General features: G+C 35.1%; 18 protein-coding genes. 4 read left to right on the top strand and 14 right to left on the bottom strand.

The annotated features are described in order from the left end of the window. Positions 1–75 precede the first annotated feature (75 nt). Together ACKX2A_RS00230 and ACKX2A_RS00225 are read left to right on the top strand one after the other, a co-directional pair. A complete protein-coding gene (locus tag ACKX2A_RS00230) occupies positions 76–1266 on the top strand; it encodes an FAD-dependent oxidoreductase (protein ID WP_415327011.1) in 1191 nt (396 codons plus the stop codon). A 24-nt stretch (positions 1267–1290) separates the two neighbouring features. Then, positions 1291–3057, top strand: a complete 1767-nt coding sequence (locus ACKX2A_RS00225; RefSeq protein WP_415327010.1) for a flavin monoamine oxidase family protein — start codon at positions 1291–1293, stop codon at positions 3055–3057. 301 nt (positions 3058–3358) lie between these two features. Here the strand turns inward: ACKX2A_RS00225 and ACKX2A_RS00220 are convergent, their stop codons facing one another. From ACKX2A_RS00220 to ACKX2A_RS00205, 4 genes are all read right to left on the bottom strand, one after another. Further along, on the bottom strand, positions 3359–3895 hold the full coding sequence (locus ACKX2A_RS00220) for a carboxymuconolactone decarboxylase family protein (protein ID WP_415327009.1): 537 nt from the start codon (positions 3893–3895) through the stop codon (positions 3359–3361). A 244-nt stretch (positions 3896–4139) separates the two neighbouring features. Next, a complete protein-coding gene (locus ACKX2A_RS00215; RefSeq protein ID WP_415327008.1) occupies positions 4140–4700 on the bottom strand; it encodes a TetR/AcrR family transcriptional regulator in 561 nt (186 codons plus the stop codon). Between the two features lie 513 nt (positions 4701–5213). Continuing rightward, positions 5214–5756, bottom strand: a complete 543-nt coding sequence (locus ACKX2A_RS00210; RefSeq protein WP_415327007.1) for a hypothetical protein — start codon at positions 5754–5756, stop codon at positions 5214–5216. Positions 5757–5798: 42 nt separating this feature from the next. Next, positions 5799–7223, bottom strand: coding sequence for a hypothetical protein (locus ACKX2A_RS00205; protein WP_415327006.1), 1425 nt, complete (start codon positions 7221–7223; stop codon positions 5799–5801). A gap of 448 nt (positions 7224–7671) precedes the next feature. On the opposite strand from ACKX2A_RS00205, the gene ACKX2A_RS00200 reads away from it, so the two are divergent. Continuing rightward, positions 7672–8085: a VOC family protein gene (locus tag ACKX2A_RS00200; protein ID WP_415327005.1), complete on the top strand. Its 414-nt coding sequence runs from the start codon at positions 7672–7674 to the stop codon at positions 8083–8085. Positions 8086–8281: 196 nt separating this feature from the next. Here ACKX2A_RS00200 and pgl read toward each other — a convergent pair whose 3' ends face one another. The 3 genes from pgl to gndA are packed head-to-tail and all read right to left on the bottom strand — an operon-like array spanning position 8282 to position 11925. Continuing rightward, the gene (gene pgl / locus ACKX2A_RS00195; protein ID WP_415327004.1) at positions 8282–8989 is read right to left on the bottom strand and encodes a 6-phosphogluconolactonase; all 708 of its coding nucleotides are present in this window, start codon (positions 8987–8989) and stop codon (positions 8282–8284) included. Positions 8990–9012: 23 nt separating this feature from the next. Next, positions 9013–10494, bottom strand: a complete 1482-nt coding sequence (zwf, locus tag ACKX2A_RS00190) for a glucose-6-phosphate dehydrogenase (protein ID WP_415327003.1) — start codon at positions 10492–10494, stop codon at positions 9013–9015. 12 nt (positions 10495–10506) lie between these two features. Beyond that, positions 10507–11925: an NADP-dependent phosphogluconate dehydrogenase gene (gene gndA, locus ACKX2A_RS00185; protein WP_415327002.1), complete on the bottom strand. Its 1419-nt coding sequence runs from the start codon at positions 11923–11925 to the stop codon at positions 10507–10509. Positions 11926–12322: 397 nt separating this feature from the next. On the opposite strand from gndA, the gene ACKX2A_RS00180 reads away from it, so the two are divergent. Next, entirely contained in the window at positions 12323–12682 is a 360-nt protein-coding gene (locus ACKX2A_RS00180; RefSeq protein ID WP_415327001.1) for a prevent-host-death protein, read from the top strand. A 58-nt stretch (positions 12683–12740) separates the two neighbouring features. Here the strand turns inward: ACKX2A_RS00180 and ACKX2A_RS00175 are convergent, their stop codons facing one another. The 7 genes from ACKX2A_RS00175 to ACKX2A_RS00145 form a co-directional block, all read right to left on the bottom strand. Beyond that, positions 12741–14306, bottom strand: coding sequence for an ABC transporter permease/substrate-binding protein (locus ACKX2A_RS00175; RefSeq protein ID WP_415327000.1), 1566 nt, complete (start codon positions 14304–14306; stop codon positions 12741–12743). Then, positions 14303–15223, bottom strand: a complete 921-nt coding sequence (locus ACKX2A_RS00170; protein WP_415326999.1) for an ABC transporter ATP-binding protein — start codon at positions 15221–15223, stop codon at positions 14303–14305. Before ACKX2A_RS00170 ends, ACKX2A_RS00175 begins: the two co-directional genes overlap by 4 nt. A 9-nt stretch (positions 15224–15232) precedes the next feature. Next, complete coding sequence (egtB, locus tag ACKX2A_RS00165) at positions 15233–16423, bottom strand: ergothioneine biosynthesis protein EgtB (RefSeq protein WP_415326998.1); 1191 nt, start codon at positions 16421–16423, stop codon at positions 15233–15235. 15 nt (positions 16424–16438) lie between these two features. Further along, complete coding sequence (locus ACKX2A_RS00160; protein ID WP_415326997.1) at positions 16439–17422, bottom strand: L-histidine N(alpha)-methyltransferase; 984 nt, start codon at positions 17420–17422, stop codon at positions 16439–16441. Positions 17423–17676: 254 nt separating this feature from the next. Further along, positions 17677–21276 (bottom strand): hypothetical protein, encoded by a 3600-nt coding sequence (locus ACKX2A_RS00155; RefSeq protein ID WP_415326996.1) that lies wholly within the window; start codon positions 21274–21276, stop codon positions 17677–17679. Between the two features lies 1 nt (position 21277). Continuing rightward, positions 21278–22696, bottom strand: coding sequence for a hypothetical protein (locus ACKX2A_RS00150; RefSeq protein ID WP_415326995.1), 1419 nt, complete (start codon positions 22694–22696; stop codon positions 21278–21280). Between the two features lie 2 nt (positions 22697–22698). Beyond that, positions 22699–23550: a hypothetical protein gene (locus tag ACKX2A_RS00145; protein ID WP_415326994.1), complete on the bottom strand. Its 852-nt coding sequence runs from the start codon at positions 23548–23550 to the stop codon at positions 22699–22701. Between the last annotated feature and the right edge of the window lie 124 nt (positions 23551–23674).

Below are 23674 nucleotides of genomic sequence, written 5' to 3'. Positions count from 1 at the left end.
TTGGCACATATAATCTATCGTGCCTTTTTCTATTGGCCTATTCCAAACGACCATAAAAGCTAAAAATATAAACACATGACTCAAGAAAACTACGACGTAATCGTCATTGGTGGAGGAGCAATAGGTTTGGCAACTGCGTATCATCTTGGAAAGCGCAATGCAAAAACCTTAGTTCTGGAACAATTCACTTTTGTGAATCAATTAGGAAGCTCTGCGGGAGTTTCGAGACAATTCCGAATCCCTTATCCTGATGAATATATGGTGAAAATGGCTTTGGATGCGATACCTTATTGGGACGAACTGCAAAAAGAAACCGATGTTGAACTTCTTGACAAGGTCGGAACCCTATGGTTCGGCGATCCCAAAGTAAAGTCTACCGAAGGAAATATTGCAGAAGCCGAAGAAGCTTTGAAGGCATTGAATGTTCCCTATACTACCCTTACTTCCAAAGAAATCGAAGAAAAATATCATTTCAGAAATCTTCCTGAAAGTTATACCGGATTGTTTCAGCCAGACGGTGCAAGCATTAATTTTAAAGCAACCATTGAAACCCTTTTAAATCTTTGTCAGAAAGCAGAATCCGTACATCTGGAAGAAAATTCTCCTGTTTTAAATATTAAAAATCTTGAGGATAATCTTTTTGAAGTAATCACTCCCAACGGAAGCTATATCACTAAAAAGCTGGCGATTATTCCCGGGCCTTATATAAATAGCGTTATTAATTTATTACATTTTAAAATTGAGGCAACGTACTGGAATATGGCTTCAGCCTATTTCAAAAAAACAGATCCCAATATTCAATATCCGACTTGGTTTGTGTTCCAAAATAAAGTCGGAAACAATGGAAACCAGTTCTACGGTTTTCCTAGTGTAGATTGGGATCATCCGGATTATATTCGTGTTGCGCCGGATTTTGTGATTACTCCGCTTAGCGATCCAAGTGAAAGAACTTTAATTCCAAATAAATTAGAATTGGATTATACTTCCGAATGGGTGGAAGAGCACATGACTGGTTTGGCTATTGAGCCTGAATACACCTCAACATGTCTTATTTCTTTAAGCACCATAGAAAATAAAGAATTATTGATTGATTTTGCGCCAAGCTACGTTCCGAATCACAAAAACATTGTAGTGTATGCGACAGGTTGGGCGGCAAAATTCACTCCGTTTTTAGGAAAAATCATGACCGATCTTGTATTGGATGGACATACGGATTTTGATATTACACCTTTTCAATTAGGAAGAAATTACTTTAAAAAATTTTAAATCAAATTAAAAAACTGAAATACTATGAACAAAAACACACCTCTAAATCCGGGAATGCACCCTGATTTAAAAATTGAAGTAGCCATCATCGGAGCCGGAACTTCCGGATTATATACGGCTTATCGTTTGGTAACGGACAAAAGATTTAAACCAAGTGATGTGCAGATTTTCGACATGAACGAAAAACTTGGCGGAAGACTGGAGTCTGTTATCATGCCAGGAATGAATTTCTGGGGCGAATTGGGAGGTATGCGTTACCTTACTTCTCAGGAAATTGTGACTAATTTAATTGAAGGTTACCCAGACCCTTTGGATAAACAAAAACGTATTCCTATTTTAAAAGATATTATGACGCCTGTCGATTTCCCGATGGGAGAAGCATCAAAATTGCTAATGTATCTTAGAAAAGAACGTTGCTTACAAAATGCTTGGAACGTTGCTCAGGATAAAGGGGAAAAATTGATTACAAGATATTATTTAAATGATGATGATTTGGGTTTTAGTTCGGATCAATTATTTAATAAAGTGATTTACGATGTTTTGATGGCAGATCCATGGGTTGCTGAGAAATATGGCGAAAAAATAAAGAGAGGAAAAACAATGTATGACTATTCGTTTGAATTAACGAGTGTGGACTGGGACGACATCAAGCCCAGATTGGTTTACAATTTCCCAAATTCTCCTTATGACAAACGTAAAGTAAATGATCTGGGTTTCTGGAACTTACTAAAAGATCAGGTTTCACAGGAAGGTTATGAATTTTTGGCCAATGCAGGAGGATATTACTCAAACACAATCAACTGGAATTCGGCGGAGGCATTTCCTTACATGGTTGGAGATTTCTCTGCGGACACAAAATATAAAACCATTGAAGAAGGTTATGACAGCATCGCTTATGCCATTGCCAATGCCTATATGGAATATGACTCTGAAGGAGCAACAATCTGGTCTGAGAATAAATTAATTACTTTCAGAAAAGATCATCCCCTTTTAACGACTCACAAATATGAGCTGACTTTCCTTAATTTAAAAACAAATACAACGTGGAAAGTTTACGCCAATTCGATTGTTTTGGCAATGCCGAGAAAGTCTCTAGAGCTTTTGGATCAGAATAATTTCTTTTTTAATGTGAATGAAAATTCTAAGCTGAATTACAATATCCGTTCGGTGATCATGGAGCCTGCATTTAAAATTTTGATGGGCTTTCCGTATCCGTGGTGGAAAGAATTGGGTATCGATCACGGGCATTCAATCACGGATTTGCCGATGAGACAGTGCTATTATTTCGGAACGGACGAGCAGACAGACAACTCTATGCTATTGGGAAGCTATGGGGATATGGAAACAGAAACCTTCTGGAAAGCGCTTTCCGATGACAAGATTCTTTTTGAAGTTAAGGCTGCGAAATCTGCTTCATTAAAAGAACTACATGAATTAGATGATGTTCAGGCAACGAAACTGATGGTCGATGAGTTGATGGCTCAGCTTCGTGAGCTTCACGGTGATCAAATAACAATTCCGGAGCCTTATGTAACGTATTTTAAGGACTGGACAGACGATCCTTTCGGAGCTGGATATCATGCATGGAAAGCCGGATACTTGGTAAAAGATGTAATGCCATATATGAGAAAGCCTGTTTCTAATGAACATATTCACATCATCGGAGAAGCGTATTCTGATCAGCAAGGCTGGGTAGAAGGTGCGTTCTGTGAGGCGGAGAAAATGCTTGAAGAACATTATGGATTGAATCGTCCTTACTGGTTGAGCCCTGATTATTATTTGGGTTACTAATCTGAAATTTATTTAAAAATAAAAGGTTTTACAGAACTTTCTGTAAAACCTTTTTTGTTGAATATTGAATACGGATTTTCCTTAAATTTTAATTTGATTTTACACTCAATTTGTCATAGAAATCGGGATGACAAACTGGATGCTTAATTCTTGCTCTTACTTGCAGTCGCAAATTCCTAGCCCTGATCGCAGCGATTGTTTGAGCTCATTTTTTTGGATTCGGCGCGGCAGCTTTGCTGCCGCGCCGAATCCAAAAAAATAGCGAGTGCGGAGAGCAGGATAAAGCTCCTAAAAAAATTAATTAAACCTGTGGCGCTAATGGAAAATCTACAGGAATTTCGGTCGCCGCGTAAACGTAATTGGTGAAAGTACGAACGGTAATAATTCCGATAAGATCAATCAGCGCAGCTTCGTTATAACCAACTTCAAAAAATGTGTTTTTCAAGGAAGCATCGGCGTTTCCTTTATTTTCTACAATAGATTTTGCTAATTGCAATACAATTTCCAGTTTTGCATCTGAAGAATGTCCTTTTCTCATTTCGATGATCTCATCGCTGCTGAAACCCTTCATTCCTGCAAGCATTGTATGAGCCGCTAAACAGTAAGTACAATTATTTGTTTGCGAAACAACTAGATTAATTCCTTCACGTTCTTTTGCGCTGAAAGCTCCTTTTGCAAAGGCTTCTTCAAATTCTAAAATTCCTTTCAAGGCGTTTGCAGAATAACCGATTGTAGCAAAAAGATTTGGGACTTTCCCGATTTTTTTGGTAATGGCATCGAAAATCATTTGAGACTGTTCACTTACTTGTTCTTTTGCGGGTACATTGATTGTTTTCATTTTGAATTATTTTTTAATGTTACTGATAAGACAAAGGTAGCTCAGCAACAAAGGCGAAAACATGGACAAATAAGGATATGATTTGTACAAATCTGCCACAAAAATCATTGTATATTTTTATAAAGCAAAGACAACAAATTTGTTTCACAAAAGTTGAAAATACAATCTTTGTTGATTTATTCTTTTCTTACATTATACAAAGAAAAAGCCGTTTCAAAATCGAAACAGCTTTCATATTATTCGTTTATTTTGTATCCTGCAGGTTATCGTAACAGGCGTCCGTCACGAATGAAACTGCTTTCTTAATTTTCTCACGTCCTTCCGAAGTATTGAGGTTGATGCCGCAAAAAACATCGCCATTCAAAGATGCATACATGTTCAGATAATAAAGACCTGAAACCATTATGGCCATCACTGAACGAAATTCGTCCGAACTTTCACCGAAATTGGGATCTGTAATATACTTAAAGATAAATTCTCCGTTTTCTTCCTGTATATCCGTCATTTTTTTTAATGATTTCCTCGATTCAGACAGACGCCACAGCAATAGTTTCTGTGCTTCTTTGTTCTTGAATACATAATCGTATTGCGAGGTGAGCATCCCTTTCACAAATTCTCTTCCACCGTCTTCAATAACAGGCATTACAGTATCGGAAGTGGCTTTGCTCCAGTAATCCTGAGTAAGAATATACTCATCAATCAATCCGTCTATACCTCCAAAATAGGTATAGATCATCTTTTTGTCTACTCCCGCAACTGCGGCAATATAATTTACTTTTAATGCGGCGTATCCCTTTGTTTTCAAGATTTTTCCAACCGCGTCTAAAAATTTCTTTTTACTGCGTTCCTTGTTACGGATACTGCCCGCTGCTGATTTTCTTTCCATCATTAAACATTAAAATACAAGTTTAAGAAATTTTTTATAAATAAAAACACTTTACAGTGTCTTATTTTCATATATTTGCACAAACTAAAAACCATTCTATATATTAAAACACTAACAAGGCTGAAACACTGAAACTTCACGACCGTAAAAAACTGTCAGTCAGAATCTAAATTCCCCCTTGATTTAGTATGCTTCATACAGGGATGAAGCAAAACAAAATTGTCTAAACGCCAAAAAAAGACAATTTTTTACCAATTTTATCGCTAAGGTAAAAACGCAAAGACTAAGCAACATCATTAGACTCTAATGGTGTTGTTTTCGTATGACAAATTTAAAATAATTTGATCGAATATAGTTTGGATTATAATCAATATTAAATAAAAAAGCTGTCTCCATCTGAAACAGCTTTCTATAAGTTTATGAATTAAACCTTTACGGTTTCCAGAACGCCCATGAACTGCCATTGAAAACAGCCAAACGCTTTGCCCCTGCTTTATTTACATACACCATCATTCCCGGAGACGGACTCGCAATATTTTGTACGTCCGACACAATTGGTAAAATCATTGCTTTTGTGGTGGATTCCAACACAACAACCCCGTTTGCGGTTGTAGAAGCTGCCCCGATGATTATTTTCTCTCCCTCAGCTTCATTAACCTGAATTGTGGTTGGCTGGGTTGATAGGATATTTGTAACATCGGTATCTCTTGCACTAAGATCTACCCATGTTCCGTTGTAATATTTCACTCTTGCTTTTGTGACATCTGAGGCATCCAATACCAAAGTACCCTCCGTTGGATTTGAAGGTAGAGATCTAACGTAAGGAATGATGATTCCTTTATTCTGATTTGGTGCAAAATCCAGCAAAACCGAAGTTTTTACGGTAGAAGTTCCCACTGCATCTCCTATGATAATTTGCGCATTGGAAAATATTGATATTGCTATGATAAATAAGGCTGATAATAATTTTTTCATTTTTAAGTCGAATTGAATTTGAAAATTTTAAATTTAGAAAAATTAAGGACAGGCAGGAGTACTGAAGCAGCTCCATGCAGTTCCGTCATATAATTTTAGACATTTCAGAGTTGTATCATAAACCATCATTCCTTCCTGTGGCGAAACAAGCGCATTTACCTGAGCCGTAGTCATTCTAGTAATTACAAACCCCTTATTATTAGATTCCATAACCAAATGCGCGGATTTTCTGCTTGCAGGCCAGACCCCGTTATTGGAAATTTTTCTAAGATTCGAAATCCCGACCTTACTGTCAACAGCTGTTGCGATTGTATTCGCAGTATCGTAGCATACACATTTTTGGATAAAATAATCGTTGGTTGTAGGATAATAAGTATCGCCATAAATCGGAGAAGATGTAGAAACGAAATTATTCGTCGATCCATTGGTTCCGTTTTGTTTAATTTGGAATTTAAACGTTTCATTAGGTTCTTCAATAAGATCATTTACAGATGCAATATTAATGGCAACTCCATCTTCATCGTTATTTGGACTTGCATATCCCGGCGTGGCTCCCCCGTCATAATTTCCCTGTGGAATTGTAATTAAATAAAAATTGGTTCCCGCTGTATGAGAAATCGTGGGAGTACCGTTGGAATTGGTAACCGGAGTTAAAGAAATATCACTGTCACTTGCCAACGCTGTTCCATTTGACGGATTTATAAGTTCTACAGCAACCGTGGTAGTAGAGGTAACAGCCCCATTTATTCTTAAAAATAAATTTCCATTGCTGGCTCCTTCACAAGATGATAAGGCATTGGAGAATTTTAAGTCTATAAGAGGATTTAAAGAAATTCTGATATCATCTAATAAATTTCCCAATCCCGGACTTCCTCCGTTTACCAAAGCTCTGAATCCTACTCTGTAAACACCGGAAGTTCCATTAAACGTATAAGTTCCCGAATTGGTAGCCCACGAACCTGTAGTAGCAGGAACAACAGTTGATTTTACTGTTGCAATTGCTGTCTGATTTTGATCTTCAATGACCATAGCTGCTTGTTCCGCAGTAGTTGATCTTGCTCTGTGCTTAAAGTTATAGGTAATAATATCACCATTTGCCAGATACATATTTTGATAAATCATTGAACTTACATAAGCATTAAGTTCGACAAAGTTACTTCCCTCAATAGCAGTAACATTATTAAATCCTGATCCCCATACTTCAATCGGGTGACAGCTTCCAACAGCACCAGGACCACAAACTCCTGTTTGCTCAGGATGAGATGTATACCAAGGAGAAGTAACCGCAGAACCGGCATCAAAAGTAGATCCAAAACCGAAATTAGCATCACTCTGTACAACCGTTCCATTGGCCACACCAAATTCCAAACCGGGATTTACAATGACCCTGGTTTGCGAAAGGACATGCTGAGAACCTGCCACAGCCAGAAACAACGACAATAGTTTAATTTGAGTTGAAATTTTCATAATTATAACAATATATTAGTTAATCGTTTGCACAGCTATAGTTTTAATAAATATATTCTTATATCAAGAATCCAAAATACAACCTATTGAATAGAAAAATCAATCCCGCTAAGCTTTGTGGAATTTAATCTTCTTTTTAAATGAAAGGCTGAGCTGTACGTTTCAAAAATTTCCTTCTAAATATGCAGAATTTGTACTGGAAAAAAGAAGAATCAATCAACATATAAACATTTTCTATTAAAAAGGAAACTTATATTTTATTAAAAGAATAAAAATTTATTAAAAACAAGCTTTTACAGCAGCAAAAATAAACTTTTTATTATTTTTATGTGATTAATTTCTATTAATATTTTAAAAATGATTAAAAAAATTCATTTACATACCACAACTGACAGACTGTTGTCATCGTACTCAACTATTTTTGCAGTAATAATTTAAATAATAAAAAATGAATATAGTTTCCGTACGAATCATTACCGCAAATATTGATCGTTTAGTTAAATTTTATGAAGAAATAACGGCAATTCAAGCAATACAATACACTCCCGATTTTGCTGAATTGCAAACCTCAACAGCAACCATTGCTATCGGAAGTACAAGAACACTACAACTTTTTGGTGGAGATCATGTTGCAAAACCAGCTGAAAACAAAAGTGTAATTATTGAATTTCTGGTAAACGATGTAGATCAGGAATTTGAAAGATTAAAAGATTCTTTATCTTCTCAGATTGTACAGAAACCTACCGTGATGCCGTGGGGAAATAAGTCTTTACTATTTAGAGATCCGGATGGAAATCTGGTGAATTTTTTTACGCCTGTTTCGGAAGCTGCGATTGAAAAATTTAAATCAAAAATAAACTAATGATTTATTTTGAACACAAATTGTTCTAAGTTTTTTCTTACCACACTTTTCATTTTGTTTGCAAGGGCATTTCACTCAGCAAATGATAGAAAAGAATAAACTTAAAATATCATTGTACTTTAAACAAAAAACAGCGTCATTAAAGTAATAATGCGCTGTTTTTATTTTTATTAATATTTTTCAGGTTTAATGAAAATTAGCCTTTTGCTTTTTCATCTGTAAAAAACTGAAAACCTTCTTTCCTTTCGATGAGTTGTAAAGGATATAATTTCGGATTATATTCTCCATTTAATACTTCATTTAAGGCGTGTTTCTTAGACTCTCCGAATGCAACAACCAAAATATTTTCTGCTTTGTTAATGATCGGAGCCGTCAAAGTAATTCTAAACATTTCCTGTGGTTTCAAGTAATAAGCATCTACCCACTTTTCTTTTTCATCCAAAATAGCTTCTCCAGGGAATAATGACGCAGTATGACCGTCGTCTCCCATTCCCAAAAGAATAAAATCAAAAATACCTTCTTCACCAAGAATATTTTTAATCTGTTTCTCATATTCCTTAGCATAATCTTCAGGCTCTACACCATCTTTATACATTGGGAAAATATGATCTTTATTCACAGGAACTTTATTAAAAAGAGCTTCAAAAGTCATTTTTGCATTGCTTTTTTCGTCATTTAAAGGAACCCATCTTTCATCAACCCAAAAGAAATATACTTTATTCCATTCGATTTTTTGCGAATATTCTTCAGTTGCTAATAAATTGAAAATAGCTTTTGGAGAAGAACCTCCACTTAAAGCCACCACAAATTTATCATGCTTTTGGATTGCCCTTTCTGAAAGCTCAACAAAAGTGTCTGCTGCTTTTTTATATAACGTATCTAAATCATTAAATACTGTAATCATTTTCTTTAGTTTTAATTAAAATTTTAAACCCAAGTATGGCCTTGTCTTTCTACTAGAGCAAAGCTGTCCTGCGGTCCCCAACTTCCCGCTTCATAGTTCGGGAATGAATGATCTTTGCTGCTTTCCCAAGATTCCTGGATGGTTTTCACAACGTCCCAGGCTTCTTCTACCTGATCCGAACGCATAAATAAGGTAAGATCACCCAAAAGAGCATCCAGCAACAAGGTTTCATATGCTTCAGGAGTGTCTTCCTGACATGCGAAATAATCGAAAATCATTTCAACAGGTTTTAAATCCAATGAAAGTCCTGGCATTTTAGTCATAAACTGCAACCTGATATCCATTAGTGGCTGAATATTGATAATCAATCTGTTTGCCGATAAAAGCTGAGAACTTTCTGAGAATGTAGAATGCGGAAGCGGTTTAAACTGAATCGTAATATAAGAATGTTTTTCCTTCATTTTTTTCCCTGTACGAACGTAAAAAGGAACATCCTGCCATCTTTCGTTATCCAAATAGAATTTTACGGCTGCGAAAGTTTCTGTATTAGAATCTGGTGCAATTCCGTCTTCCTGACGATAACCTTTTACTTTTACGCCATTGATCGTACCTTTTCCGTATTGTCCTCTCACGGCATAATGATCCACTTTTTCAGGCGAAATTCTGCGGATAGCTTTTAAAACATCCACTTTACGATCTCTGATTTCCCCAGATTCCAGCGAAGCTGGTGGCTCCATTGCAACCATACACAAGATTTGCAATAAGTGGTTCTGAATCATATCTCTTAAAGCTCCGGTTTGCTCGTAAAAGCTGCCTCTGGTTTCTACCCCAACTTCTTCTGCAACAGTAATTTGAACAGATTCAATGTGATGGCGATCCCATAAAGGTTCAAAAATTGAGTTTCCGAATCTGAATGCTAAGATATTCTGTACCGTTTCCTTTCCTAAATAGTGATCGATACGGTAGATTTGCTCTTCCTCAAAAGTTTCAGCCAATAAACTGTTCAGCTCGATTGCCGATTGTTTGTTGTGACCGAAAGGCTTTTCAATAATGATTCTATCTTTTTGAGGATCAGAAGCTAGTGAAGTATTTTTAATATGATTAGAAATCGTGGAAACAAAATTTGGCCCGATTGACAAATAGAATAATCTGTTACCTCTCGTTCCATAAACTTTGTCGAAGCTTTCTAGCTTTTCATATAAACTTTTGTAAGAACTCTCCTCATCCAACTGATGCTGAAAATATGTAATATGAGCCTGAAAACCAGCCCATTCTTCTGATCTTACTTTTTTTCTTGAGAAGCTTTTCAGATTTTCTTTGATGTAATTTTTAAAATATTCATCGGTGTTATCTGCTCTTCCCAATGCTACGATGTTGAATCCCTTCGGCATTCGTCCATCGATATATAAATTATAAAACGCCGGAAAAAGTTTTCTTTTTGCTAAATCTCCCGTTGCACCAAAAATAATGATTGTCGTTGGCTGCAAGACTATATTTTCGCTCATTTTCTCCGAATTTTAATTGTTTATGCTGTTCCAAGAAGTGTGGAAAACTCCTTCTCTATCAATTCTTTGATATGTATGTGCTCCAAAATAATCACGTTGAGCCTGAAGTAAATTTACAGGTAACGATTCTGTTGTGTAAGCATCAAAATATCCTAAAGCTGTCTGAATTCCTAAGCTTGAAATTCCGTTTGTTACTGCATAAGAAGCTGTTTTTCTTAATGAAGAAATTTTAGCTTTTACGATTTCAGAAATTTCCTGATTCAGTAAAATATTAGATAAATTTTCATCTTTAGAATAAGCCAAATAGAATTTTTCTAATAAAACCGAACGGATGATACAACCTCCTCTCCAGATTTTTACAACATCTTTTAATGGAATGTCAAACTGATATTCTTCCGAAGCTTTTACCAATAATGCCAGACCCTGAGCATAACTAATTAATGTAGCCAAATAAAGCGCGTCACCAACTTCTTTAATGAATAACTCCGTATTTTCTGGTTTTGAAATTTCTTCTTTAGCATATAATTGAGAAGCTTTTACTCTCTCCTCTTTATACGCCGATAAAATTCTTGAAGTTACTGCGATATCAATTGTCGGAATAGAGACACCGATTTCCATTGCCTGCTCGGAAGTCCATTTTCCGGTTCCTTTTGCTCCGGCTTTATCTAAGATTTTATCAACAAGATAACCGTCTGTAAGATCATCTTTTTGTTGGAAAATATCTCTTGTAATTTCAATTAAGAAAGAATTCATTTCGCCATTATTCCACTCTTTGAAAACTTCATAAAGCTGATCGTTGTTAAGGTTTGCACCTTTTCTCAACAAATCATAAGCTTCGGTAATCAATTGCATAATCGCGTATTCGATACCATTGTGAACCATTTTCACATAGTTTCCAGCAGAACCTTTTCCCATGTAGGCTGTACAAGCTTCGCCGTCAACTTTTGCAGAAATCGCTTCCAACATCGGCTGAAGAAGATGGAAAGCTTCCAAATCTCCGCCAGGCATAATGCTTGGACCTCTTCTCGCTCCTTTCTCACCTCCGGAAACTCCCATTCCCATAAAATGTAGATTTTTTGAAGCCAGATCGGCAACACGTCTGTCGGTATCTTTAAAGTATGAATTTCCTGCGTCTATTACAATGTCTCCACTGCTAAGAAGTGGCGTGATGTTTTCCAACACTGCATCTACAGGTTTTCCGGCCGGAACCATCAAAATAATCTTCCTCGGACTTTCCAATGCGGAAACAAAATCTTCCAAAGAACCAATTCCTTTCAAATTCATTTCTGAAGTTGCGCCTTCGTGAAGTTCTTTTACTTTTTCCTCATCAAGATCAAATCCTGCGACAGAAAAACCATTGTCGGCAATATTATAAAGAAGATTTCTCCCCATTACACCGAGACCGATCACCCCGTAATTATATCTTTCCATTGTAATGATATTATAGATATTTTTATGAATTCTATTTTACGGAGGATAAAATTACGCAAATGCTAGTTAGTATAAAAATAAATGGACAAAAAATTGTGTTATGATTTTCCTTTGTCGCTCATTTTTAAGCCGATAGTTTTTGTGATATTTTATGCTCCTTCTAATTTTTTTTTAATTATTTGCAAATTTCGGTTTTCTTAAACTCAATACCCTGTATTTAATTTTATATTTATCTATTTCGATTATTTATTAATAAAAATTAAATTTTTCGACATATTAATATCAACAAATGAATTAATTAACATAAACGTGGTATTTTTATCACCATAAAAAGAATTAAAATACGCTTATTTTTTTAACAATTAAACTTATCTTTACCGAAATTTAATTTAAATCTATGAACTATAAACTTGAGCTCAATACTCAGGAGCCTAACTCTAACATTGTTTTTCACACAATCTTATTCGATTCGTTCAAGGTAAATATAGTTGAAAGATATCTTGGTTCTATGAAATTCCAGCCGAAGCTGTGTGAAGTTTTGTTTAAAGTAAGAACTCTCGACGATGTCCTGGTAAACAGAAGAGATGGGAATGTAAGAATAAAAATAAAAGGTGATGATTTTGAAACCTATCAAAATCTTTCAAAAAGACTGGATTCTTACGAGTATAAAAACAAATTGATCAACAGAAAAGATGTTGAGCAGGATTATGTGCATTTTATTTTGAGTCTGGTGATTGCAAATTATCAGCTTAGTTAAGATATTTTTCACAAATGATGTAAATAAGCAAGTGAATGCTTGAATTATTTAAAATAATTTAATTCGATTTCAGATAATTTTTCAGGTCTGAAATCGAATATATGTTAAGTTTCTTCGCTTGCTCTTTACGCATCATTAATGCGTAAGAATTATTGAATCCAAGAGGTTTCAACCATTGGATTCCGTATTGTTTTTGAAATTCTGAATTAACATAGCTGTAAGTTTCATCGGCATTTTTGGTCACACTTTTCACTGTTTTTTCACTTGGCTTTAGTAAAACTAAAAGTCCTGTTCCTGTATATTCTGGATAGAAATCGATACCGTCATTCATTAACGCATCAAAACAGATTTTAGTACCGCCAAGACCTGTTTTTGTCTGAACTTTGTAATTGGTGTAGCCTTCAATCAACATTTTGTACATTTCGGTGAGAATGTATTGTTCACCAAATATTTTGGAGCCAATTCGTATCGTTCCGGAATTTCCCTTTCTTGGATTTTTATATAAATTATTTTTAACTAAAAAATCTTTTGCTATCTTTTCTGGAGTCTGATTCAGATAATCTGATTTATAATTTAAATCTGTCATAATAGAATCATTGAATTTTCCTGCTAATAAATTTAAAGTTTTTTCTAATTCCGGAAAATTTTGTAATGTTTTAGTTTTGATGATTGGAGCTGCAAAATATGGCGGAAATATTTTTTTGTCATCATTTAAAACCAATAAATCAAACGCTTTAATTCTTCCGTCTGTTGAATAGCCGCTAATCAGATCGAGTTCCTTTTCATAAGCCGCTTTATACATCACTGCATCGCTTACAACCACAGGATTTGCATTTATTCCGTAAACCGATCGAAGTCCCAAATCGCCATCTTGTCTTCCCATAAATTCGGGAGTAAAGCCTGCTTTAATTTTTGTATCTGAAGAAAATTTAAACACATAAAAAATTCCAGCCAAAATAAGAATTACAGGAAGAATATATTTTAATTTGTGAAATAATTTAACTCCAGATTTTTGAATTATAGCAATAATTTGATCCAATACAATAGCCAATAACGCAGCCGGAATTGCTCCCGCCAAGATCATATTGGTATTATTAAGAGAAATTCCGCCAAAGATAAATTCGCCCAAACCTCCCGCTGCAACAAATGAAGCCAATGTTGCAACTCCTACATTAATAACCGCCGCCGTTCTGATTCCCGCAATGATAACGGGCATTGCCAAAGGAAGTTCCACTTTGAAAAGCATCTGTTTTTTGTTCATTCCCATTGCTTTTGCAGCTTCAATTACGGTTGGATTTACTTCGGTAATTCCTGTATAAGTATTTCTGATAATCGGTAAAAGCGCATAAATAAGCAAAGCAACAATCGCTGGAGTTGCACCAATTCCAAAAGCAGGAATCATGAATCCGAGAAGTGCAATGCTCGGAATGGTCTGTAAAATTCCCGCAAAACCAAGTACAGAAGTAGAAAGTTCTCTTTTTCTTGCGATTAGCAATCCTAAAGGAACACCTACAAGAATCGCCAACAATAATGATAAAAAGGTAAGTCCAAGATGTTGTACAATTTGGGTTAATAATTTTTCGTGTTGTTCCATCATGAACTGCCAAAGACTTTGCTGCGTCATACCATTTGTAGTTTTCGGTATTGATTAAAAGTTTTCATCAGATTTTCATAATGAACTGTATTTTTTTGCTCAAAACTTAGCTTTTGTAAAGCTTTCCAGACATTGGTATTTTCTTTTAGCTGATATTTTTCAAAAACTTCTTTATTTTCAATAAAAAAATTGATGTCTTTTAAAGTGGTGACTTTATATTCAAGCAAGAGTCGATTTTCGGCGAAAAAGTTTCTTACAAAATCATTTTCAGGATGATATAACATTTCTTTTGGAGATCCTATCTGAACGATTTTTCCTTTATCCATTAAGCAAATTCTATGTCCCAATTCGAAAGCTTCCTGAACATCGTGAGTGACCAGAATAATGGTTTTATTTTTAAGCTCTTCCAGCGATTTAAATTCAGCGTGAATATCAGCTTTTGTAATATTATCGAGTGCTCCGAAAGGTTCGTCCATCAATAAAATCGGTGTATTAGCGATCAAAGCCCTGGCAATTCCTACTCGTTGCTGTTGTCCTCCACTTAATTCGTGAGGAAATCTTGAAAGAATCTCTTCCGGTAAATGTAATTTAAATAAAAGTTCTTCGGTTCTTGTTTGAATTTTTTTCTTATCCCATTTCAAAAGTTCAGGAACGACAGCAATATTTTCCCGAATATTGTAATGCGGAAATAATCCCGCATTCTGCATAACAAAGCCAATTCCCATGCGAAGCTTTTCTACATTTTGAGAACGAATATTTTCACCATTAATAAAAATATTTCCGGAATCTGCTTCTATTAGGCGGTTTATCATTTTCAGTGTTGTTGTTTTTCCGCAACCACTGATTCCTAAAAGCACCAATATTTCTTTGTCATTTGCCTGAAAAGAAATATGGTCAACTGCCGGTTTCCCGTTAAATTTTTTAGAAACTGATTCTACTTTTATCATTGGCAAAAATTATTTCGCAAGTCTTATTCCTGTAAACTGCCATTTTAAGTGGGTTTGGAAAAAATTACGGTATGTTTTTCTGCTGTGACCGATTGATGTTGCTTCCGAAGCTCCTCGCAAAACCATTTGGTTCACCATAAATTTTCCATTATACTCTCCCACTGCTCCGGCTTCTTTTTTGAATCCCGGATAAGGAAGATACGAAGAATTTGTCCATTCCCAACGACTTCCCCAATTAAAATAATCGGATGCAACTTCCCATTCCGCTTCAGTGGGTAATCTCATTACTTTCCACGAGGCAAAGGCAGAGGCTTCAAAAAAATTGATGTGACAAACAGATTCGTTTAAATTAATTTCCTGTAGACCGTTTAGAGTATAATTCATCCATTTTCCATCTATAAAATGCCAATACAAAGGAGATTTTGCCTGATTTTGTTTTACCCAATCCCAGCCTTCAGCGTGCCAGTGTCTGAAATCTTCGTAACCTCCATCATTCATGAATTCTAAATATTCTTTATTGGTAACCAATTGATTGGAAATTTCAAAATCATTTAAATATACTTTATGTCGGTTTAATTCATTATCAAAACAAAAACCATTTCCATTAAAGCCAATTTCATAAATTCCTTCTGAAAATTGTATCATTTCAGAATTTTCCTGACGAATTTTAATTAAATCAGTTTCATTTTTATAAGCCGGAAAAAGTGGATTGTGTCCTAAAATATATTTAATATCAGTCATTAATAATTCCTGATGTTGTTGCTCATGATTCAATCCTAATTCCAATAATGCTTCAATTTTTTCTGTCATAAACTCGCTCTCAAGAAAAATTTCCATCTGTTTATCAACATATTCTCTGTATTTATAAATATCTGAAACTGAGGGGCGGCTTAAATTTCCTCTGTCTGTGCGGATTACCCTTGCTCCAATGGTTTCGTAGTAGCTGTTAAAAACAAAATTGTATTGAGCGTCAAAAACCTGATAACCAGGAAAATTCGGTTCCAAAATAAAGGTTTCGAAAAACCAGGTTGTATGACCGAGATGCCATTTTGGAGGACTTACATCCACAATTGGCTGAACAACATAATCCTCAATTTCAAGCGGTTTGCAGATTTCGACAGAATGATTACGAATTTCCAAATATCTTTTTGTCCAGTTTGTAACAGGATATTCTTTTATAATTGTTGAATTTGATTTCATTTTAAAAATTTTAAATTAAACAATTTGCCAAATAGAATCTACAAACCAGTTTTTGGAATCTTTTATTTCATTAAGAATATGAAAACCAGATTCTTTTGCCATTCTTTTAATATCGCTTTCTGAAAACTTTTGAGAAATTTCCATATCAATTAATTCATTTTCTTCGAATTTTATAATGTCGTGACCAATATTTACATTTTGCTTTGTAAGACTCACCAAATAGCTTCGACAAGCCCCTGAAATAGGATCATACGTTTGATAATGCTGAAAATTTTTAACATTAAAATCGGCGTCCAATTCTCTGTTGATTCTATGAAGAAGATTAAGATTAAATTCTGCCGTAATTCCCAAAGCATCGTTGTAAGCAGCAAGGATGGTACTTGGGTTTTTCTTTAAATCGAAACCGATAAAAAAAAGATCCCCCGGATTGAGTTTTCTTTTGACTTCATGACAAAAATGATATGCTTCATCAACTTCCATATTACCAATATTCCCGCCCAGAAAAAGAACAATTTTTCTTCTTTTTGAAAGATAAGTCGCTTTATCCAGCATATTGAAATATTCACCTTCTAAAGATAGAATATCCAACGTAGGAATTTCTTTACTTAATTTTTCATTTAATACAGATAGAATATTGCCAGAAATATCGATGGGCATATAAGTAAAATCGACGCCTTTGTCGACAAGGCTTTTCAAGAGATAAGTTGATTTCATTGCATCTCCTGCACCTAATTCTATGAGATCGAACGGTTCGTTTGAGTAGGTAATTGTTTTGATGATGGCTTCTGTTTTATTCTTAAAAATATCAAGCTCACAATTGGTAAGATAATATTCGGGCATTGCCATGATCTGCTGAAAAAGTCGATCGCCTGTTTTATCGTAAAAATATTTTGAAGATAATTTTTTAGGATTACTTTGTAAGCCTTCCAAAATATCAGATCTGAAACTATCATTAAAGTAATGTTTAGTCTGACATATTGTGTCTAACGGTGAATTCATATTATAAAGTTTGTGTGGTTATTAAATTAAATACAACAATCTTGCCGCCAAATAAGTCTAGCCTGAAAATTGTTTACAGGAAGTTATAAAATATTTCTTAATAATAAAATTCAGATTTATTTTTTAAATGTCAGATCATGAAAACGCGTAAATTAAACAGTTACTATCATAAAAAAAGGCTGCAATATATATTACAGCCTTTTACATTCTAAAAAAGTTTTTAAATAATTCATTTATATGAATTTTGCGATTTACTACATCTTATTTTCTGCATATTTATAAACCGACATATCTTCCCAGACAAATAATTGGATGGAGCTATTTGGAGGTATTTTATAGGAATAACCTACATTTTTTATCTCAAATATTACTCCTGCGCTATCATTAACATTCATTACCAATATTCTTTGCCCTTTGAAACATTCTGCTAATGTAAAAACTTCCCCCTGATCTTTGCATCTGATTACCAGCATTCTATTGTCAGACGAATAAAACTGATTACCAGACTGCTCAATCATTCTATGAGATAATCTTATTCTATTGCTTTCATTTATAATCTCATCATCTAAAAATCCTAAACTTCCGTCTGCAATGAATAAAGCGTTGGGTTCTTCCTTCTTCGATTTAAAATTTCCGGTAGCTTTTACAGATCCTTCTACATTTATTTTATCTATATCATTGGCTTCTTTTCCTACCCCAAATCGCTGTCCATAGATATCGTAATTTAATCCTTCAAATTTACCATAATGTCCTCCGTATTTGTAATAGTTTCCTCGTTTAATGGCTACTCCATTTTCATTAGTAAAATCCATTAAACCAGTTTCGGAATCAAAATAATCTTCAGTTAATGCTAGCCCATTATAGGCAAACTGAACATTTTTCTGAATGGCATTTTGGGCCATATAATTCCAGTTATTGATATGTCCTTGTGAAAAATCTGCATCACTCCATAATTTATACCATGAGCTAGACCATTTATCATCAATACCTTTTCTTATTTTAAGCATCGGAATTCCTGCTCCATTCGTTCCTGTCTGATTAGCAAAAGCTAACTGATATGAAGAATCTCCTGTTGATGCTGAAGTACCATCCCAGGGAGCATAGGTCATTACCCCTGCATAATTCCCTGAACCTCCAACGAATCCTGCCTGAATAAAATCAAATCTGACTCTACGCGAATTCCCATTTGGTAAAACAACGGTACTCGGATTTCTTGATCCGTCTCTGGAAGTAACAAAATAGTTTGTAGCTAAAACTCCGGATGAATTGGTAAGATTTATCCATTGCCCACCCTCATTTTCTGGCTGAATTGACAGCGCTTGATTTTGATTTGCAACATTGGCTAATACCCAGGATTGAGTAGCCAAATATCTATATTCACCACTTGTAGTATAAATATATGGAGTATCATTAATATTACCTCCTGAAAATCCTAGAGAGCGAACACCATCCCAAGCATTTACTTTCGATCCCGGGTCAAAATTCGATTTATCCCAAACTCTTATCCAGCCTGAATCTTTGCCATCCTCCATTCTTCTATATTGAAGAGAACTGTCTCCTGTCATCTGAACAGCAATCTCCCCATTATAACCGGCTGAATTTGCATGAAGCATTTTAATCCTGTGATACCATTGGGAATCTGGGCCGCCATTTCCGGCTGTATTTATATAACCCATCATATTACCATAAGTAGCATCTAATAATGATGAGGCACCACTAGAATTATAAGAATTTCCATAGTAATCTGGATTTGGATCTAAGCCCAATGAAGAATTTATCCATGTATCTTTTGCATTTGACCCGTCTCTTAAGGCATAACTATCTACAATATTATTAACCCAAGATTGAGTAGCCAAGAATACGTAGCCATCTGTTGAGTGAGATATATAAGGAGCTGCAGTTGATAAACCTGATGAAAAACCAATTGCCTGTGCATTCTCATAAGATTTTACATAACCTGATAAATCGGAATGTTCAATAAGCTTCTTCCAAGTGGTCTGGTTGCCTCCATACCAAGTTTTATAATAAATGCCTTGCCCTGTAGAAGTTGGTGCAAATAAAGTAAAACCTAAACTTTTTGATACCTTAGAAGACCCGTTAAAACTTGCAAAAGTTCCTTCAAGTATTTTATTGGACAAATCACCATCAAAATTAGAACCAGAGTTTCCTACTGAAATACATTGTAATCCATTGGGAACCAATTCGGATTGATTGGAGATTACTCCTTTATTTACATGATAATAATTATCAAGATCTGTCTGAGTTGCCGGATTTAAATTAGCTGTCGTCCAAAATTCCTGAAAAGTTCCCCAATTGGAAGCATCGTAATCTTGTTTAACGAAACCTATTCTGTCATTATATTTGGATGAAACAATAGCCGTAGATTTTTTAACATCACTTCCCGTGTATGAGGACATCCATAAAACATCTGACCAACCATAATTAGAAGTACCCATTTGAGTAGCTTCCAACATCTGTAGTTTTAATTTACCTGCTCCGAAATATGCCGAATTAGGCTTTTCCTGCCCTCCTCCTACATAATCTGCCCCCAGATAATTATTGATATTGTAAGTTTTGTGTTTCCAATCTCCGGAGTTACCATCTGCTTCTGAAAATATTCTACCACTGTTTTGTACAAAAAACTTATATCCTGTAGAACTTGCATCACCAAAATGAAAATTAATACCTTCACCCAAAACGTGTCCACTACCCTGAAAATACGATAACCCGTAAAGATCTGAATCTCCAAATGACCAAATTCTATTTCTTTGATTGGGCTTATACCATTTATTTTGAAAACCTTCAGTTGTTTGAACTAAACCTCTTGAAAAAACACCATTTGAAGGAATATATTGTTTATCCGAATAAGAATCTGAGGCTAATAAACCGCCTGATAATAATTTTTGTGCACCATTTCCGTTTAAAATAGCAACTTCTCTATCGGAATCCAACCCCCAGTAAGCTCCTGAGATATCTTCTTTCTCCCAAAATGTATTTTCAGAAATAAGTTCTTCTTTAGTAAGTAAATGTTTAAGATTTATTTGAACTCTTTTTGTCCCTCCCGGATCCAGATGATCCGATACAGAAGTAACTCTATTTCTACCTTGATCTATACCTCCATATCCGGCAGTTAGTTTAACATCAAATCCTTGCCAATAGCCTAATCTCGGAAACCAGAAAGCTAATTTTCCATTAAAATTTAAAGCAATAATATAATTGAAATAAAACAGTGTAGAATATCCGCCTTCAGAAATAATGGTATCATTGTAAATATACCCCTGAAGCTTAAAATCCAATGGCAAATAATTTCCATTACTATACATATTTCCTTTCATTTCCAAAAGGAACTGGTCTCCATAGGTAACTGAATAATCTACATCTGTTTCAATAAAAGTTCCATGTGCAAAATCTCTTGAAGAATGAATATAAGAGTCTTCTTTCCTTCTGCTATCATAATCTCCACCGCCTCCCGTAAGAAACATTCCGTTATTTGAACCATCTTTATAGTATCCAGCTGACCTAACATAATCAAAAGCATTACCATTTATATTCATGAAGTAATAGCCGTTTGATCTGTACTGTAATGTGGCAGCATAAAGACCTGGCTGATGAAATGAGATTGAGGGGAATATTGTATCTGATGCCCCTCCACCTTTGGTTTCGATTGCTGTTAAATTATAAGAATTACCCGTCGCTCCTGAAAAAGATTTTCTACCGGATATATCTTGTTCTGTATATTTATCAACATACTCTGTACCATCCAAAGAACCGTCTGCTTTTAGAAAGTGGGCAGCTGTGCCGCCCACTACTCTATAGCCTTTAGAGGTATTATAAAATGCATATTTTATGTCCATGTTAAATATCTTTACGGGTTACTGTTACTGATACAGTATTAGGTAAAGCAGAATCAAATTCAATTTCTAATTTATTAGGGTCGGTTAATTTTATCCTGCCTTCAATTTTGTAAAACGTTACAGTATCATACATTGCAACATCTACATTTCTAGTGCCTAAGTTGTGCACTATACCTGCTGTTCCGGAAATAGAGGTAGTGTATGATTTTATAGTATTACTACCCGCAATAACTCTACCTTTGGAATCAACTGTAACTTCATCATAAGTTCCTGCGGTTACTCCTGTTGCAGCAAGCGTTAATGCTCCAGAAACATTGGCTGATCCGTCAAAAGTTGTTGTCCACGTAGCGTCGCCTGAAGCTGAAATTGTTCTTGGCGTTGTTAATTTTGCAGCCGATCCTGTTGTATTGATTGCTGCTGTTCCTGTAAGTAAAGTCGCCGGAACTGCAGTAATAGGGATTGTTACGTTTCCTGAACCATCAATTGTTTGTGCCGTTGCAGTAACTCCTGAAAGTGAAATTGTTCGTGCTGTAGCCCACTTTGTAGCAGAAAGAACGTTTTTCGCTGCATCTGCCGTATTATCAACATTGCTTAAGCCTACATGAGATTTATTTAAAACCACAACACCAGTTAATCCATTTACAGAATCTACAGCACCAGATGTGATATAAACAAATGTTGTACCTGTCCATCGATAAGTTTTGTTGGTATCGAGAGATACATAAATTTTACCTGCCTCTCCGGTAATAAGATTAGTATATGTTGCTTCTTTGTAGAATTTTCCGTCAGCAGTTTTATAATATCCTTCCAAAACATCATCCACGTAAGATGGTAATTGAGATGCCGGAACCTGTCCTGCAGCATCAAGTGTAGCAACTCCATTTGCTGATCCTTTTTGCGATAACGGAATATAATTAGCCAAATCAGATGAAGTAGGCATAGAACCCAGAGTCACTGTAATTCCATTAGCATTCTGGCTAATTCCCGTAACCACATTCCCCGAACCAGAAGTAGTAACCGGTAAAGAAAACGTAGTTCCTGTTAATGTTAAACCACTACCTGCACTGTACGTTGTATCTGTAGAGGCTAATGTGATGGTATTACCGGTTTGGCTGATCGTCATATTAGCTCCTGCAGCAAGAGTAACATCTCCAGAAACCAGAGATCCGGATGCACCTCCTTTTAGACGGGTAATCGTGTCCGGCGTTGTAAAAGACCTGTTTGCCGACAAATCATAAGACGTACCGTTAATTGTTAAAGTTCGTGTTTTTGGCACATAGTCTAAAGGATTTAGATTTCCATCATGCCAAAAAGTGTTGATTGATCTTGTGCCTCCTCCAGCAGTTAAAATATCATTGTCTGTTTTTCCTTCTATTTTGTATCCTACAGAACTTCGATAATAAGCGTATTTAATGTCCATAATTATATTTTTTTAATTGTTAACTGAATTATATTTGGTGGTATAGAATCAAACAGTACTTCGATATTATTCGTGTCTATTCTCCTCACCTTTAGCGGTATTGTAAACATTGTAACGGTGTCATAAGCATCAATCACAAAGCTTAATGTATCAAGATTATGTTGTATCGTAGAATCTCCTCTGATTCTTTCTTCATACTTAATTTTTTCAATATTGGCGTCATCTTCAATATTTTTAATTTTGTTATAAACCAAATCATTGAATTGATTTTGATAAGAAATTGCCCCCCAGTTTAAATAGCTTCCAACAATTTTGATTTTATCATCCGAATTATTCATAACAGCCTCCTGAAGCAGCTCTATCTGTTCCTTGTTTTCTTTGATGTAGTCTACGATTTCCTGAAGCTCATCTAAAGACAAATCATCTGATAACAGCATCTCCTTAATACCATCTATCTTTAATGCCAAATCGTTATCTGCATTCTTCAATTCATCAATAAAACCTTCTACCTGTATTTTATTGTACACATTACCCAGTTGATCACCATCGTCAATCGTAGCAGAATTACTGATCCCAAGTTTACTTTTCCAGCTACTAATATGAGTGGCAGAAAGATTACTTGCATTCAGTAAAGCCAAATTTTGTGAATGAGCACCTGTGTCCGATAAATGCCCCTGAAATCTTTCTGTACTGATGAACGATTGAAAAATGTCTTCCAACCCGTCAATGCTTTCTCTAGGAATTAGGTCTTCCTTATGATGAAAAGATAAAAATGTTGCTCTGAACTGTTCTTCTGTCGGAACATCGCCAGTTTCAAACCAACTGAAAATTTTATTTAATGATGTAATGCTCATGAAAATTAGTTTTTAATAAAATTGATATTTAGGGAAAGCTTATCTTATTTTTTAAGCAGATAATCTGGTTTGAGATTCTGTATTATTTAATTCGATAACTATTGTATTCTCAAGATCTCAAATT

Origin of the sequence: Chryseobacterium sp. MMS23-Vi53 (assembly GCF_047651245.1) — a bacterium.
Classification (GTDB): Bacteria; Bacteroidota; Bacteroidia; order Flavobacteriales; family Weeksellaceae; genus Chryseobacterium.
The sequence above is the reverse complement of the archived record's forward strand: the minus strand, read 5'-3'. Positions and strand labels throughout refer to the sequence as shown.

Bases quoted from the DNA above. Each gene is read 5' to 3' on its own strand.
- ACKX2A_RS00225 (WP_415327010.1), top strand. From the start codon at position 1,291: ATGAACAAAAACACACCTCTAAATCCGGGAATGCACCCTGATTTAAAA.
- ACKX2A_RS00170 (WP_415326999.1), bottom strand. From the start codon at position 15,223: ATGATAAAAGTAGAATCAGTTTCTAAAAAATTTAACGGGAAACCGGCA.
- ACKX2A_RS00230 (WP_415327011.1), top strand. From the start codon at position 76: ATGACTCAAGAAAACTACGACGTAATCGTCATTGGTGGAGGAGCAATA.
- ACKX2A_RS00200 (WP_415327005.1), top strand. From the start codon at position 7,672: ATGAATATAGTTTCCGTACGAATCATTACCGCAAATATTGATCGTTTA.
- ACKX2A_RS00150 (WP_415326995.1), bottom strand. From the start codon at position 22,696: ATGGACATTAAATACGCTTATTATCGAAGTTCTGTAGGATACAAAATA.
- ACKX2A_RS00145 (WP_415326994.1), bottom strand. From the start codon at position 23,550: ATGAGCATTACATCATTAAATAAAATTTTCAGTTGGTTTGAAACTGGC.
- ACKX2A_RS00160 (WP_415326997.1), bottom strand. From the start codon at position 17,422: ATGAATTCACCGTTAGACACAATATGTCAGACTAAACATTACTTTAAT.
- ACKX2A_RS00180 (WP_415327001.1), top strand. From the start codon at position 12,323: ATGAACTATAAACTTGAGCTCAATACTCAGGAGCCTAACTCTAACATT.
- ACKX2A_RS00220 (WP_415327009.1), bottom strand. From the start codon at position 3,895: ATGAAAACAATCAATGTACCCGCAAAAGAACAAGTAAGTGAACAGTCT.
- egtB (WP_415326998.1), bottom strand. From the start codon at position 16,423: ATGAAATCAAATTCAACAATTATAAAAGAATATCCTGTTACAAACTGG.
- zwf (WP_415327003.1), bottom strand. From the start codon at position 10,494: ATGAGCGAAAATATAGTCTTGCAGCCAACGACAATCATTATTTTTGGT.
- ACKX2A_RS00205 (WP_415327006.1), bottom strand. From the start codon at position 7,223: ATGAAAATTTCAACTCAAATTAAACTATTGTCGTTGTTTCTGGCTGTG.
- ACKX2A_RS00210 (WP_415327007.1), bottom strand. From the start codon at position 5,756: ATGAAAAAATTATTATCAGCCTTATTTATCATAGCAATATCAATATTT.
- gndA (WP_415327002.1), bottom strand. From the start codon at position 11,925: ATGGAAAGATATAATTACGGGGTGATCGGTCTCGGTGTAATGGGGAGA.
- pgl (WP_415327004.1), bottom strand. From the start codon at position 8,989: ATGATTACAGTATTTAATGATTTAGATACGTTATATAAAAAAGCAGCA.
- ACKX2A_RS00175 (WP_415327000.1), bottom strand. From the start codon at position 14,306: ATGACGCAGCAAAGTCTTTGGCAGTTCATGATGGAACAACACGAAAAA.
- ACKX2A_RS00155 (WP_415326996.1), bottom strand. From the start codon at position 21,276: ATGGACATAAAATATGCATTTTATAATACCTCTAAAGGCTATAGAGTA.